Source organism: Clostridium sartagoforme AAU1, from assembly GCF_000401215.1.
Lineage (GTDB): Bacteria > Bacillota > Clostridia > Clostridiales > Clostridiaceae > Clostridium > Clostridium sartagoforme.
The window spans coordinates 1-14211 of the sequence record NZ_ASRV01000037.1 but is presented as its reverse complement, the minus strand read 5'-3'; the positions used below and the strand labels follow the sequence as shown (position 1 = coordinate 14211).

Here is a 14211-nt window from a genome sequence, read left to right as displayed (position 1 = left end):
ATAATGAAAAGATTAAACAATAAAATACTAATGGCAGTAGCTGCTTTTGCTACAGTAATTGCATCTGTAGTATCTACTTCTGCATGCTTATGGTCAATGTACCAACCAGAAGAGCCAAAGGCATTAAGAGATGAATAATTAAATAAAGGTCGGATTTTCCGATCTTTATTTAATATAGAAAGAGAAGATGACTATGAAGAGGATAAGAACTAATAGATTAAAAGAGATTAATGATATAGTAACAATAGTAAAATTAGCATCGTTATTGTTTACAGCTATTATATTTTTTCAATATTTATTAAATGGTGAGGAAGTTTTAAATAACTGGGTATATCGTCAGCTTATGCTTATAGCAGTAGGAGGAATATTACTATTTTTATTGGCTATGTACTTATTATGGGCACTTTCGCTAGAAGAAAAAATAAATAAGGATAAATATAGAAAAGTAATATTTATAGAAAATTTAGTTTTTATTGCAATTTTCTTTATATCGGTAATTATATCTGGAGGAAATGAAAGTGAATACAAATACATATTTCTATTTATAATAACTAGCTCAACAATACAACTAGGTTTAAAGAGTGGGATAGCAGTTTCATTAATTTCTTCAATTTTAATACTGGCTATGGATATTTTTTGTTTGACTAATTCAGGAGGAGTTAATAAGTTTTTTCAAAATGACATAATACTATCAGGAATTTTTGTTTTAACAGCATGGCCATTAGGTTTTTATGTGAAAATTGAAGGTGAGCATATTAACCAATTAGAAGGACTAGTAAATAAAGATGGCTTAACTGAAGTATATAACCATAGATATTTTCATGATACATTAAAAGAGAAAGTTTCATTATCAGGGAAATATAATGAAAATATTTCTTTGATATTTATTGATATAGATTATTTTAAACATTATAACGATTTATATGGACACCAAAGAGGAGATGAAGTATTAAGAACTATAGGAAATATATTAAAGAAAAATATAAGAAGTACAGATATCGCAGCCAGATATGGTGGGGAGGAATTTGCTTTAATATTACCAAATACTACAGAAGAGCAAGCATTATTAATAGCTGATAGAATAAGATCTGTAATAGAGAAAACTAAGTTTTATGGTGAGGAAAATCAGCCAAGTGGAGTTTTGACAGCATCTATGGGGGTTTCAGTTTTTCCAGTTAAAGCTAAAAGTGATATAGAACTTATAAAAAGTGCAGATGATGCATTATATAGAGCAAAATTCTTTAATAAAAATCGAGTTGAAACATATACATCTATATTAGATGATTTAAAAAATGATATTGATGAAAGAGATGTGGAATTAGTTACATCAATCAAAACACTTATAAGTGTAATTAATGCTAAAGATAGATATACATATGGACATTCAGAAAGAGTAGTATTGTATAGTAGATTATTAGCTCAAAAGTTAAATTTAAGCAAAGAAGAAGAAGATACATTAATATATGGAGCTTATATGCATGATATTGGTAAAATTAATATAGCTCAAGATGTATTAATGAAAAAAATGCCACTATTGCCTGAGGAATGGAATATGCTAAAACAACATCCGGAAAATGGTGTAGAAATAATAAAGCCTGTAAAATCATTGCAAAATATGATTCCAATAATATTACATCATCATGAAAAATATAATGGAACAGGTTATCCTGGAAGTCTAAAAGGAGAAGAAATACCTTATTTAGCAAGAGTTTTAACTGTAGTGGATAGTTTTGATGCTATGACTTCAAATAGACCCTATAATAAAAGAAAAACTTATGAAGAAGCTATTATAGAGTTAAGAAAGTTTAGTGGAATTCAATTTGATCCTATTATTGCAGAAAAATTTATAGAAGTAATAGAAGAAAATAAAGATAGATTAGATAGCCTTGTTTAATTTTGGGAAGCAAAATAGTGAAGAAGGAAAGAGTGAAAGAGTGAAAAAAGTTAAGGAAAAAATCCTTAAGGGATTTTCGAATAAAGAGTGCTTTGCACAAGCTGAATTTAAGTTTTATGGAGAAAAACACTCTTAACTTTTCACTCTTTCATTATTAACTTTTCACTAAAAAATTGCTTCATAATTCATAATAAGCATTTTATAGAGGGGTGAAATCAATGAAAATAGGAATAATTGGTTTAGGCAATATATGCGAAAAAGCATATTTACCTGTCATTACAGCTAAAGAAGGAGTAGAACTAGTATTTTGTACTCGTAATAAAGAAAAATTAGATAGTTTATCAAAAAAATATAGAATTAATGAATCTGTATCTTCAGTTGATGATTTAATTAATATGAACATTGATGCAGCTTTCGTTCATACAGCTACAGAAAGCCATGTAGAGATAATAGAAAAGTTATTAAATAATAATATTCATGTTTATGTTGATAAGCCAATAAGCTATAATTATGAAGAGAGTTTAAGGATATGTAAATTAGCTAAAGATGTTAATAAGATATTAATGGTAGGTTTTAATAGAAGATTTGCACCAATGTATTCTGATCTTAAAAATTATGGAACTCCTTCAGTTATTAAATTAGAAAAAAATAGAGTAAATAGTCCCAAGTCACCTGAAGTATTTGTTTTAGATGATTTTATCCATGTTATAGATACTTTAAGATTTTTAATGGATGACGATATAGAAAATATAATTGTAAATGGATTAAAGAAAAATGAATTGATTTATAATCTTGTTGTTACAATGACAAATAAAAATACTACATGTATAGCAATGATGAATAGAGATGGTGGAGCAAATGAAGAAGAATTAGAGTACACTTCATGTGGAAAAAAGGTAATAGTTAGAAATTTAATGAATTCAAAGATACTTATAAATAATATGGAAGAAAATAAAACGTTTAAAGATTGGGATAGTATATTATATAGAAGAGGATTTGAAAGTATAATAAACGAATTTATTAATGCGGCGAGACTAGGAATTCAGCCTAATCCAACAATAGAAGATGCTATAAAGACTCATAAAATATGTGATGAAATATTAAATGAAATAGATAATATATAAAAAAGGCAAGGAACAATATATAATATTTTGTAAAATAAGTTATTATTATTGTTCCTTAAGTTTTAAATTGGACATATATAAGTTTAAGTTACTTGTATCGAAAGTAAGTTATAAGAAACATTATATATGTCTAATTTTTTTTATTATAAATTGATTTGTTTTGAATCTAATCGTTTATTTGTGTACTCTCTTATAAGTTGGTAAGCCACACTAAATACTGGTATTCCAATTAGCATACCAATTAAGCCAAGGGTACTACCACCAACTAACATGGCTAACATAACCCAAATTGCTGGAAGTCCAACAGAATTTCCCACAACTTTAGGATATATAACATTTCCCTCAAATTGTTGCAAACATAATATGAACACGATAAACCATAATGCTTGCATTGGATTTATTAGAAGAATTAGAAATACAGAAGGAATTGTGCCAATAAATGCACCAAAAACAGGAATTAATGCTGTAACTCCAATAAGAACACTAACTAATAAGGAGTAAGGCATAGAAAAAATATTCATACCTATAAAGCATAGAATTCCAAGTATAACAGCTTCAATGCATTGGCCTGTTATAAATTTAGAAAAAGTAGTATTAGAAAGTCTAATAACTCTAATTATCTTATCAGCTAATGGCTTAAATACAAATGCATATAATATTTTTTTTGAGTGATATAATAAGGTTTCTTTACTAGCAAGCATATAAATAGTTAAAACTATTGAAAGAACAAAATTTACAACACCACTGGTAATAGAGATAGTTGTAGTTAAGATACTTGTTAGAGAAGTTGTTAATAAACCACCAACTATTTTTAATAATTCCTTCCAAGTTGTCATTAAAGTATCGTATGCATTTTGTAATATTTCTGTTGATGATATATATTGATTTATTAGTTTCTCAAAAGATCTTACATAATCAGGTACAGCATTTAAAAGTGTAGAAATGCTTGATATAAGCTCAGGAATAACAAATAAAGCTAGTGCTATTACAAGGCCTATAACAGTAATAAAGGTTGCTAGAATAGATAATGGTCTCTTTAATTTTCTTGCGTAACCTGATTTTTGATTATCTAATAAGTTGAACACTTTATTTTCAAAGAAAGTCATAGGTAAGTTTAAAATAAAAGCCATACAAAAGGCAATAATAAATGGCTTAAGTATACCTATAATGCTCCCAAAAGTACTAAGTACAGATTTAATATTTAAAAGAATGAAATAAAGAGCTATTAAATATGTTCCAAGTAGAATATTCTGTTTAAGCTTGTTACTTATATTTTTCAAATTTTAAAATCCTCCATTGTTTAAAGTTATATTATAATTTTAAATGAATAAGAATAAGAATACTAGTGATAAAGGTTAAATTATTTGTAAAATAAAAGAAAAATATATATAATGAATTATAACACTGTAATAATTCAGATTATTAATTGAAACATATATATAAAGGTAAGGAAGTTGAGAAAATGAGCAAAGTAAAGTTAGAGAATATAAAATTATTAGCAGATACTAAATATTTAAAATTATACAATGCAGAGTATACAAACAAATACGGAGTTTTAAGAAATTGGACTATAGCATCTAGAAAAGATTTAGATACTATAAATAATAAGTTTTTTCATGGTACAGAAGATAAAATTGATGCAGTAGTAATAATAGCTAAGCATATTAAAGAAGATAAATTAGTAATAATAAGGCAATTTAGAGTTCCTATAAATGATTATGTAATAGAATTACCAGCTGGACTTGTTGATAATAATGAGGGATTTGAAGAAGCAACTAAAAGAGAATTAAAAGAAGAAACAGGACTAGATTTAGTAAATATAGATTATAATAGAACAAAAGAAAAAGTATATGTTTCAGTAGGGATGACGGATGAATCTGTAGCACTTGTTTCATGTACTTGCGATGGTATTATTTCCAAGGAAAATCTAGAAGCAGATGAGGATATAGAAGCTATACTGATTTCTAAAGAAGAGGCAAAAGAACTTTTAAAGTCAAATGAAAATATAGATGTTAAAGCACTTCTGGCAATACAAAGCTTTATATTAAGCTAACTAATAGATGATGACGTACAATTTTTATAATCTAAATTAAGGGGATGTCTGTGGCATTCCCTAATTACTTTATTAAGATTTATAGTTGATATGCGTAAAGTTACGTTGATCTGAATTGAATTTATTCAATAAGGAAACATACATATCTCTACTTTTTAAATAAAATTTCATAAAAGAGACAAAATATTAAGGACTAACTGTGTATAGGAGTGCTTAATATGAAATACAAAAGTATAAAGAGTAATAGAGAATATTTCTATAATTTTGGAATGGATGAAGATATAGTAGATGAAGTAAAAAAAAGACTTTCTTATATAAAAGAGTCAGGATATTTTAAGGGAGAAAATGATATAAAAATATATTATGAAAAGTATAAAGCTAAAAATCAAATAGGAAAAATAGTTATATCCCACGGCTTTACAGAGTGTATAGAAAAGTATAGAGAGATAATATATTATTTTATAAAAGAAGGTTATTCAGTATTTATAATGGAACATAGAGGTCATGGACGTTCAGGTAGATTAGGCAAAAAACATGAAAGCCAAATAAACATAGAAGATTTCAATTATTATGTAAATGATTTTAAAGTATTTATAGATAAGATAGTAATTAAAAATACTGATAAGATATATTTATATTCTCACTCTATGGGAGGTACAATAGGGGTGATGTTTTTAGAAAAGTATCCAGGAAGCTTCAAAAAAGCTATTTTATCTTGTCCGATGTTAGAAATAGCAATAGGAAACATCCCTAATTTTATAGCGAGAATTATAGCTAAAGTAAGCATATTATTAGGTAAAGGTGATGAATTTATATTTGGAAATATGCCATTTGAAAGTACTTACGATTTTATTTTAGCTTCAACATCAAATGAATTTAGATATAACGTATATTATAGAGAAATAATAAGCAATGAGAAGATACAAAGAGGTGGAGGTTCATTTAGGTGGCTTTATGAATCATTAAAATCTTTTAAATATATATTTAAAAGAGAAAATTTAGAAAAAATTGATATACCAGTTTTGATTTTTCAAGCAGGAAAAGATTCTTTAGTAGGTGCAAGAGGAGAAAATAAATTTTCAAGAAAGTGTAAAAGTTGTGAGCTTGTTAGATTTGAAAATGGAAAGCACGAACTCTATTTAGAAAATGATGATATATTAATACCTTACTTAGAAAAAATATTTAAATTTTTAAGTGATTAATTAAAAAAATAATTAAAGAATTAAAAATAGTATTTATTAATAGGTTAAAAATAAAACTAATCTCCTTTTATTATTAACAATAATATTGTAAATGAAATATGATATTATATAAAACATAAGGAGGGATGTAAAATGATAGATATACTAAGGTTAAAAAATAAAAATGGAAATATAGTTAATGCTAAATACAAAGAGCTTGATTTAAGCTATATAGATCAAATAATAGAGTTACAAGAAATTATAATGCAAGATTTAGATGACAAACAATTATATGCCCCTACAGAGAGAGAGGAATTTATAGAATATTTTCAAAAAGGTGCAAAAATAATTGGTTATTTAAATGAAGAAGAAGAATTAATTGCTATGGCCGTTTATATAAAAAAGGGATATGATAAAGGTAATTATGGGTATGATTTAGATTTAGAAGGTGAGAACTTACTTAAAGTTGGTCAAGTTGAGTCAACGGTAGTTAGAAGTGATTATAGAGGAAATGGACTTCAACGAATACTTTGCGAAAAAATAGAGGATATAGCTAAAAATGAAAAAGTTAAACTATTAACTTCAACAGCTTCCCCATATAATAAATATAGTGTTAATACTTTTGAAAAATTAGGCTATAAAATCGAAAAAGAAAAAATCAAATATGGTGGCTTAAGAAGATATGTATTAGCAAAAGAATTATAAAATATATGTTAAATTATGTAAAAAAAGGCTTATTCCTTTGAATAGCCTTATTTTTTGCATAAAAATAAAATAAAAGTAGAAATGTAAAGCTAATAAAAGTTATTGGCAAATAATCATGTCATATAGGTAAAATTAAAAAAAATATAATTTGATTAAATCAGAGCTATTTAGTATGATATAATTAATTCAGACTGAAATAATAGGAATTGATTTAAATTCACATAAAACACGTTAAGGAGATGTAAATATGAGTGATGTTTTATTAAATATAGATGGGTTAAAAACAGCAGTAGAAGGCAAAGAAATTTTAAAGGGATTGAACTTAAAAATAAATAAAGGTGAAATTCACGTAATAATGGGACCAAATGGTGCAGGAAAGTCAACATTAGCTAATACATTAATGGCTCATCCAAAATATAAACAAGTTGAAGGTGAGATTACATTTGAAGGTGAAGATATAACAGAATTAAAAACTGATGAAAGAGCAAAAAAAGGCTTATTCTTATCCTTCCAACATCCAGAAGAAGTACCAGGTATAACTGTAGAAAATTTTATAAGAAGCGCAAAAATAGCTAAGGATGGTCAATTAATTAAGTTCTTAAAGTTTGATAAAGATTTAAAGAATAATATGAAAGAATTAAAAATTGATAATGAATATTCAAAGAGATATTTAAATGTGGGTTTTTCTGGTGGAGAAAAGAAAAAGAACGAAATATTACAAATGCTTATGTTAAGCCCTAAGCTTGCAATATTAGATGAAACTGACTCAGGACTAGATGTAGATGCAATAAGAGTAGTTTCTCAAGGTATAAAGATGTTTGCAAATGAAAATAACGGAGTTTTAATAATAACTCACAATACTAAGATACTTGAAAATTTAGAAGCTGATTATGTTCATGTTTTAGTTAATGGGAAAATAGTTAAAACTGGAGATGCATCTTTAGCTAAAGAAATTGAAAAAGATGGATATGAAGCTTTTAAGATAGAAGCATCAGTATAGTGTGGAGGTGAGCACTTTGGAAATAAAGAATAAGACCTACGTAGAAGATATGGATAGAGGAATCTACGATGTTAAAAATGAAGATACATTTGATTTTAAAGCAGATAAGGGTTTAACAAAGGAAATCGTAGAAACCATTTCAAAAGAAAAAAATGAACCAGAATGGATGAAAGAATTTAGATTAAAATCTCTTGAGGTATATAATAAAATTAAACTTCCAACATGGGGACCGTCATTAGATGAACTAGATATGGATAATATAGTTACTTATGTTAAGCCAAAATCAAAACTTCATGAAAGTTGGGATGAAGTTCCTGAAGATATTAAAAAAACTTTTGATTTATTAGGAATACCAGAAGCAGAAAAGAAATCATTAGCGGGTGTTGGAGCACAATATGATTCAGAGGTTGTTTATCATAGTATAAGAGAAGATCTTGTTAAACAAGGCGTAATTTATACAGATATGGAGACAGCAATTAAGGAACATGAAGATATAGTTAGAGAATACTTTATGAAATGTGTTACACCAAGTGACCACAAATTTGCAGCATTACATGGAGCTGTTTGGTCTGGCGGATCATTTGTATATGTACCAAAAGGAGTAAATGTAGATATTCCACTACAATCTTACTTTAGATTAAACTCACCAGGTGCAGGACAATTTGAACATACATTAATAATTGTTGAAGAGGGAGCTAAGCTTCATTTTATAGAAGGCTGTTCAGCCCCTAAGCACAATATGACAAATTTACATGCAGGCTGTGTTGAATTATTTGTAAAAGAGGGAGCAACACTTAGATACAGTACAATAGAAAACTGGTCAAAGAATATGCTTAACTTAAATACAAAAAGAGCAATAGTTGAAAAAAATGCAAGAATAGAGTGGATATCAGGATCATTTGGATCACATATATCAATGCTTTATCCTATGAGTATTTTAAAAGGAGAAGGTGCAAGAGCAGAATTTACAGGAGTATCTTTTGCTGGAAAAGGCCAAAACTTAGATACTGGAGCAAAAGTAATACATGCAGCACCAAATACTTCTTCAACAATAAATTCAAAATCAATATCTAAAAATGGAGGGGCTGCTACTTATAGAGGTGTTGTAAAGGTAAGCTCAAATGCTTATAACTCTAAATCAGTAGTATCTTGTGAATCATTGATGCTAGATAATTTATCTAAATCTGATACTATACCAGTTATAGATTTAATGAATGATGATGTTGAAATAGGACATGAAGCTAAAATAGGTAAAATTAGTGATGAAGCTATATTCTATCTAATGAGTAGAGGAATAAGTGAAGAAGAAGCTAAATCAATGATAGTAAGAGGATTCGTTGAACCTATATCAAAGGAATTACCACTAGAATATGCAGTAGAAATGAATAATTTAATTAAGCTTGAACTAGAAGGGAGCATTGGATAATGAATAGTAATTTAAATTTCAATAATTTAAATAAGACTCCTGTAAGAACTAAAAGCTGGTTAAATGTTAATGATGTAACATTGAAAGATTATAAAGCTCCTGAAATAGGAAACTTTAATAATGATGAAATAACTGGTAATGATTTACAAGGAGTTACAATAGAAAGACTTAATAAGGGGAATGTATTTCCATTAAATAAGAAATTTATTTATGGAGTTTCAGATGAAATAGTTAAGCAAGGAGAACTTCATTTTAATAAGGGATATATAATAAATATAGATAAAAATGCTAATGTAGAAGAGCCAATACTTATAGAATTCAATATGGATAAGGAAAATAGCACTTTAGTAGATAATATTTTAATAGTGGCAGGAGAAAATTCAAATGCAAAAGTAATTATAAAATATAATTCATTAGATGATAGTGAAGGATATCATAATGGTGTCTGTAAGATATTTAGTAAAGACAATAGTAACATTCAAGTTGTTAAAGTGAATTTATTAAATAAAAATACCATGAATTTAGATTCAAACCTTTCTGATGTTGGATATAATGGTAAGGTTGATTTTGTTTCAATAGATTTAGGTGGGAAAAACAGTATAACAAATTATCATGGTGATTTACTTGAAGATAATTCACAGTCAACACTTAGTTCAATATACTTAGGTGGAGATAAAAAAGTCATAGATATGAATTATGTTATGACTCATAAGGGAAGAAGAAGTAAGTCAGAGATAACAACTAAAGGAGCACTAAAGGGAGAAGCAAGCAAAATATTTAGAGGAACTCTTGATTTCAAAAGAGGAACTACAAGAAGTGTTGGAGTAGAAGATGAATATTGTATGATACTATCTCCTAAAGTAAGAGCAAAAGCACTTCCATTACTACTTTGTGAAGAAGATGATGTATCTGGAGAACACGCAGCAGCTTCAGGTAAAATAGATGAAGCAAAACTATTCTATTTAATGAGCAGAGGCTTAAACTATAATGATGCTAGAAGAATAATTATAGAAGGAGCTTTTAATCCAATAATAGATAAAATAGATAATGAAAATATAAGAGAAGCAATTTTAGCTTCCATAAAGGAATGTTTAGATAATGAATAATATAGATTTTTTGAAGGATTTTCCTACATTAAATAAAGAAAAAAATGGGAAAAGAATAGTTTATTTAGATAGCGCTGCAACAACACAAAAACCTAATTCTGTTATAAATTCTATAAAAGATTATTATGAACAATCTAATGCAAATCCTCATAGAGGAGCTTATGAATTGAGTGTACTCGCAACGGAAGCTTATGATGAAGCAAGAGAAAAGGTTAAAAAGTTTATAAATGCAAAATATAGAGAGGAAATAATTTTCACTAAAAATGCAACTGAATCATTTAATCTTTTAGCAATGTCATATGGAATGACTTATATAAATGAAGGTGATGAAATAGTAATTTCAATTGCAGAACATCACTCAAATTTAATTCCATGGCAACAAGTAGCAAAGGCTAAAGGTGCAATTCTTAAATATATGTATACTGATGAAAATGGTGAACTTACAGAAGAAGAGGTAAAAAGTAAAATTACTGAAAAAACAAAGATTGTAAGTATAACACATGTATCTAATGCTTTAGGAACAATAAACCCTGTAAAAGAAATAGCGGAATATGCTCATTCAAAAGGAGCTGTAGTTATAGTTGATGGAGCACAAAGCGTTCCACATATAAAAGTAGATGTTAGAGATATAAATGCAGACTTTTTAGTAATTGCAGGACATAAGCTATTAGCACCTATGGGCATAGGGATACTATATGGCAAGAAAGAATTACTAGAAAAAATGCCACCTTTAATGTTTGGTGGGGATATGGTAGAGTATGTATATGAACAAGAAACTACTTTTAATGTATTACCATATAAATTTGAAGCAGGAACTCAAAATGTCGAGGCTGCAGTAGGGTTATCAAAAGCAATAGATTACTTAAATGGAATAGGTATGGAGAACATAGAAAAAATTGAAAAAGAACTAATGACTTATGCATATAAAGAAATGAGTAAACTTGAATATGTGAAAATATATGGACCTAAAGATATTGAAAAAAGAGGTGGAGTTTTATCTTTTGAAATAGAAGGGGTTCACCCACATGATGTAGCTTCAATATTTGACACTTTTGGAGTTTGTATAAGAGCAGGTAATCACTGTGCACAACCTCTAATGAGATATATGGGAATAAATGCAACATCTAGAGCAAGTATATATTTCTATAATACAAGAGAAGATGTTGACAGATTAATAGAAGCAGTAAAACAAACATATGATATGTTTTCAAAATGGAGGTAATGTTAATGGATTTAAATGCTATATATACAGAGCTTATAATGGAGCACAGTACTTCAAGACATAATAGAAGAAAGCTAGACAATCCAGATTTATCTGAAAAGGGTCATAATCCAAGTTGTGGGGATGAAATAACATTAGAATTAAAAATGAATAAAGATATAATAGAAGACTTGGCTTTTACTGGTCAAGGCTGTGCGATATCTCAAGCATCAACTTCAATGATGATAGATCTTATTAAAGGTAAGAACAAAGAAGAAGCTTTAAAACTTGTAGAAACATTTATTGGAATGATAAAGCGAGAAATAAGTGATGAAGAAGAGCTTGAAGCATTAGAAGATGCTATAGTTTTAAAAAATATATCAAATATGCCAGCTAGGGTAAAATGTGCTGTTCTTGCATGGCATACATTAAAAGAAGCTATAGGTGAAGAAAATTAATTTTAGATTATTAAGTAAGGGGCGTTTTAATACGCCTCTTTTAACTCTTTAAGAAATTATAAAAAGTTTATCATGTTGATAACTATTTATAATTTACTTCCTTCAGTTTTTAGTGGACGTATGTAAGTTTATATTGACTTGGAGCGAAGCGAGCAATAAGCACATTTACATATGTCCACTTTTTAATATAGATATAAATAATAATTATTAGTTTTTAAAAGATATAGCTTAATATATACAAGTATTTCATAATAATTTGAAAAATTGAGACTATTTAATCTTTTGTGTTATAAATAAGTATTTGATAGAACAAACATATATATGGTAAAATTAGTTCACTATATTTTAATTTAAGGAGAATGAATAAATGGAAGGAAGTCCCGGGAGTAGTTTTATTTTAATTTTAATATTGGTAATGGTTAATGCGTTTTTTGCATCAGCGGAAATGGCAATAGTATCATTAAATAAAACAAAAATAAACATATTAGCAGAAGAAGGAAATAAAAAAGCGATATTATTAAGAGATATACTTAAAGAACCCAATAATTTCTTATCTACAATACAGGTAGGAATTACATTTGCAGGTTTCTTTGCATCAGCATCAGCAGCAACATCAATTTCAGGTGGATTTGCAAATGTATTAAAAAATATTAATATTCCTTATAGTGAAAGTATTGCATTAGTTTTAACCACTTTAGCTATTTCATATTTAACACTAGTTCTTGGAGAATTAGTGCCTAAAAGAATAGCACTTCAAAATTCAGAAAAGGTTGCAATGTTTTCTATAAAAATAATATTATTTATATCAAAAGTAACTAAACCATTTGTATGGTTTTTATCATTTTCAACAAACCTAATACTTAAGATATTTGGATTTAAAACAGAAGGAATAGAAGAACAAATATCAAGAGAAGAAATTAGAAGTCTTATAGAAATAGGAGAGGAAAATGGTGCAATAAATCAAGCAGAAAGAGAAATGATTGATGGAATAATAGAATTTGATGATACAGCAGCTAAAAAAATAATGACCCCAAGAACAGAAACATTTTTGTTAGATGTTAATGAAAATATTAGAGATTGTATAAAAGAAATTTTAGATGAAAATTTTTCAAGAATACCTGTTTATGAAGATGAAGTAGATAATATTATAGGTATATTGCATATGAAAGATTTATTTGCAAATATAGTTGAAAAGGGAATAGATAATGTAAAAATAAGAGAGCTAATAAAAGATCCATGTTTCTTTATAGAAACAAAAAGCATAGACGATTTATTTAAAGAATTAAAAGATAAGAAAGCTTATATAGCTATTTTAATAGATGAATATGGTGGTTTTTCAGGAATAGTAACAATGGAAGACATTATAGAAGAAGTAATGGGTGAAATCCTAGATGAGTATGATGATAATTTAGATATAGAAAAAATAGATGATGAAAATTATATAGTTAGTGGATTAATGACATTATCAGATATAAGTGATTATTTGGATATAGAATTAGAATCAGAGGTAGCTGATACAATAGCAGGACTTTTTATTGAAAAACTTGGAGAAATTCCAACTAACACAAAAAATTGCGAAGTAAAATTTGATAATATAACTTTAAAGCTAGTTAAATTAGATGATAGAAGAATAGATAAAATTCATTTGATTATAAATAATAAACTTAAAAATAGAGCTGAAGAAAATAACAAAGAATAGAAATGTAGCATAGATTTTAATGTATAATAAATCTTTATATTATTAAACTAATATAAAGGAGAGTGATATTATGCATGATGAAAATATAAAAGTGCTTAATAAAGAATTAGAAGGAATTATAATGGGAGAAAATGAAATAGCAAAATTAAAAGAAAAAGCTGTTGATTATAAAGTTATAGAACTTCTAGATAAGGTATTGATAACAGTTCAAAAAAATAAAGATTTAATAGTAAAAGAAATTGAAGAATTAGGATCTAAGGTTCCATATGATGAAGGCTTATGGGGAAAGTTTTTAGAACTATTTAATAGCTTTAAAGAAATGAATATAGATACTGATAAAGAAATATTAAAAACAGCTATTAAA

At 27.3% G+C, this 14211-nt stretch carries 14 protein-coding genes; 13 read left to right on the top strand and 1 reads right to left on the bottom strand.

Annotated elements, in window-relative coordinates; translation table 11 throughout:
• Window positions 1–3 precede the first annotated feature (3 nt).
• The 3 genes from A500_RS03320 (at window position 4) to A500_RS03310 (ending at window position 3018) form a co-directional block, all read left to right on the top strand.
• Entirely contained in the window at window positions 4–138 is a 135-nt protein-coding gene (locus A500_RS03320; protein ID WP_016206173.1) for a cyclic lactone autoinducer peptide, read from the top strand.
• A gap of 55 nt (window positions 139–193) precedes the next feature.
• Window positions 194–1894 (top strand): HD-GYP domain-containing protein, encoded by a 1701-nt coding sequence (locus A500_RS03315; RefSeq protein ID WP_016206172.1) that lies wholly within the window; start codon window positions 194–196, stop codon window positions 1892–1894.
• A gap of 218 nt (window positions 1895–2112) precedes the next feature.
• Window positions 2113–3018 carry a Gfo/Idh/MocA family protein gene (locus A500_RS03310; protein WP_016206171.1) on the top strand — a complete coding sequence of 302 codons (906 nt, stop codon included), beginning with the start codon at window positions 2113–2115 and terminating at the stop codon, window positions 3016–3018.
• Between the two features lie 143 nt (window positions 3019–3161).
• On the opposite strand, the gene A500_RS03305 is transcribed toward A500_RS03310, so the two are convergent.
• Entirely contained in the window at window positions 3162–4298 is a 1137-nt protein-coding gene (locus A500_RS03305) for an AI-2E family transporter (protein ID WP_016206170.1), read from the bottom strand.
• A 182-nt stretch (window positions 4299–4480) separates the two neighbouring features.
• On the opposite strand from A500_RS03305, the gene A500_RS03300 reads away from it, so the two are divergent.
• The 10 genes from A500_RS03300 to A500_RS03255 all read left to right on the top strand — a co-directional run.
• The gene (locus A500_RS03300) at window positions 4481–5071 is read left to right on the top strand and encodes an NUDIX hydrolase (RefSeq protein WP_016206169.1); all 591 of its coding nucleotides are present in this window, start codon (window positions 4481–4483) and stop codon (window positions 5069–5071) included.
• A 218-nt stretch (window positions 5072–5289) separates the two neighbouring features.
• Window positions 5290–6273, top strand: a complete 984-nt coding sequence (locus A500_RS03295) for an alpha/beta fold hydrolase (RefSeq protein ID WP_016206168.1) — start codon at window positions 5290–5292, stop codon at window positions 6271–6273.
• Window positions 6274–6405: 132 nt separating this feature from the next.
• Window positions 6406–6957: a GNAT family N-acetyltransferase gene (locus tag A500_RS03290; RefSeq protein WP_016206167.1), complete on the top strand. Its 552-nt coding sequence runs from the start codon at window positions 6406–6408 to the stop codon at window positions 6955–6957.
• A 247-nt stretch (window positions 6958–7204) separates the two neighbouring features.
• Entirely contained in the window at window positions 7205–7957 is a 753-nt protein-coding gene (gene sufC / locus A500_RS03285; protein ID WP_016206166.1) for a Fe-S cluster assembly ATPase SufC, read from the top strand.
• Between the two features lie 16 nt (window positions 7958–7973).
• Entirely contained in the window at window positions 7974–9383 is a 1410-nt protein-coding gene (sufB, locus tag A500_RS03280; protein WP_016206165.1) for a Fe-S cluster assembly protein SufB, read from the top strand.
• Entirely contained in the window at window positions 9383–10489 is a 1107-nt protein-coding gene (gene sufD / locus A500_RS03275; protein WP_016206164.1) for a Fe-S cluster assembly protein SufD, read from the top strand. Before sufB ends, sufD begins: the two co-directional genes overlap by 1 nt.
• Window positions 10482–11711, top strand: a complete 1230-nt coding sequence (locus A500_RS03270) for a cysteine desulfurase (protein WP_016206163.1) — start codon at window positions 10482–10484, stop codon at window positions 11709–11711. The genes sufD and A500_RS03270 overlap by 8 nt, the downstream gene beginning before the upstream one ends.
• Before the next feature lie 5 nt (window positions 11712–11716).
• The gene (gene sufU, locus A500_RS03265) at window positions 11717–12148 is read left to right on the top strand and encodes a Fe-S cluster assembly sulfur transfer protein SufU (protein ID WP_016206162.1); all 432 of its coding nucleotides are present in this window, start codon (window positions 11717–11719) and stop codon (window positions 12146–12148) included.
• 367 nt (window positions 12149–12515) lie between these two features.
• Window positions 12516–13847, top strand: a complete 1332-nt coding sequence (locus tag A500_RS03260) for a hemolysin family protein (protein WP_016206161.1) — start codon at window positions 12516–12518, stop codon at window positions 13845–13847.
• A gap of 70 nt (window positions 13848–13917) precedes the next feature.
• Window positions 13918–14211, top strand: a 294-nt coding sequence (locus tag A500_RS03255) for a hypothetical protein (protein WP_016206160.1), incomplete at its 3' end; no start/stop codon positions are given.

What these genes read in the sequence shown, in the direction of transcription:
- A500_RS03320 (WP_016206173.1), top strand. Translation starts at nt 4, where the DNA reads ATGAAAAGATTAAACAATAAAATACTAATGGCAGTAGCTGCTTTTGCT.
- A500_RS03315 (WP_016206172.1), top strand. Translation starts at nt 194, where the DNA reads ATGAAGAGGATAAGAACTAATAGATTAAAAGAGATTAATGATATAGTA.
- A500_RS03310 (WP_016206171.1), top strand. Translation starts at nt 2,113, where the DNA reads ATGAAAATAGGAATAATTGGTTTAGGCAATATATGCGAAAAAGCATAT.
- A500_RS03300 (WP_016206169.1), top strand. Translation starts at nt 4,481, where the DNA reads ATGAGCAAAGTAAAGTTAGAGAATATAAAATTATTAGCAGATACTAAA.
- A500_RS03295 (WP_016206168.1), top strand. Translation starts at nt 5,290, where the DNA reads ATGAAATACAAAAGTATAAAGAGTAATAGAGAATATTTCTATAATTTT.
- A500_RS03290 (WP_016206167.1), top strand. Translation starts at nt 6,406, where the DNA reads ATGATAGATATACTAAGGTTAAAAAATAAAAATGGAAATATAGTTAAT.
- sufC (WP_016206166.1), top strand. Translation starts at nt 7,205, where the DNA reads ATGAGTGATGTTTTATTAAATATAGATGGGTTAAAAACAGCAGTAGAA.
- sufD (WP_016206164.1), top strand. Translation starts at nt 9,383, where the DNA reads ATGAATAGTAATTTAAATTTCAATAATTTAAATAAGACTCCTGTAAGA.
- A500_RS03270 (WP_016206163.1), top strand. Translation starts at nt 10,482, where the DNA reads ATGAATAATATAGATTTTTTGAAGGATTTTCCTACATTAAATAAAGAA.
- sufU (WP_016206162.1), top strand. Translation starts at nt 11,717, where the DNA reads ATGGATTTAAATGCTATATATACAGAGCTTATAATGGAGCACAGTACT.
- A500_RS03260 (WP_016206161.1), top strand. Translation starts at nt 12,516, where the DNA reads ATGGAAGGAAGTCCCGGGAGTAGTTTTATTTTAATTTTAATATTGGTA.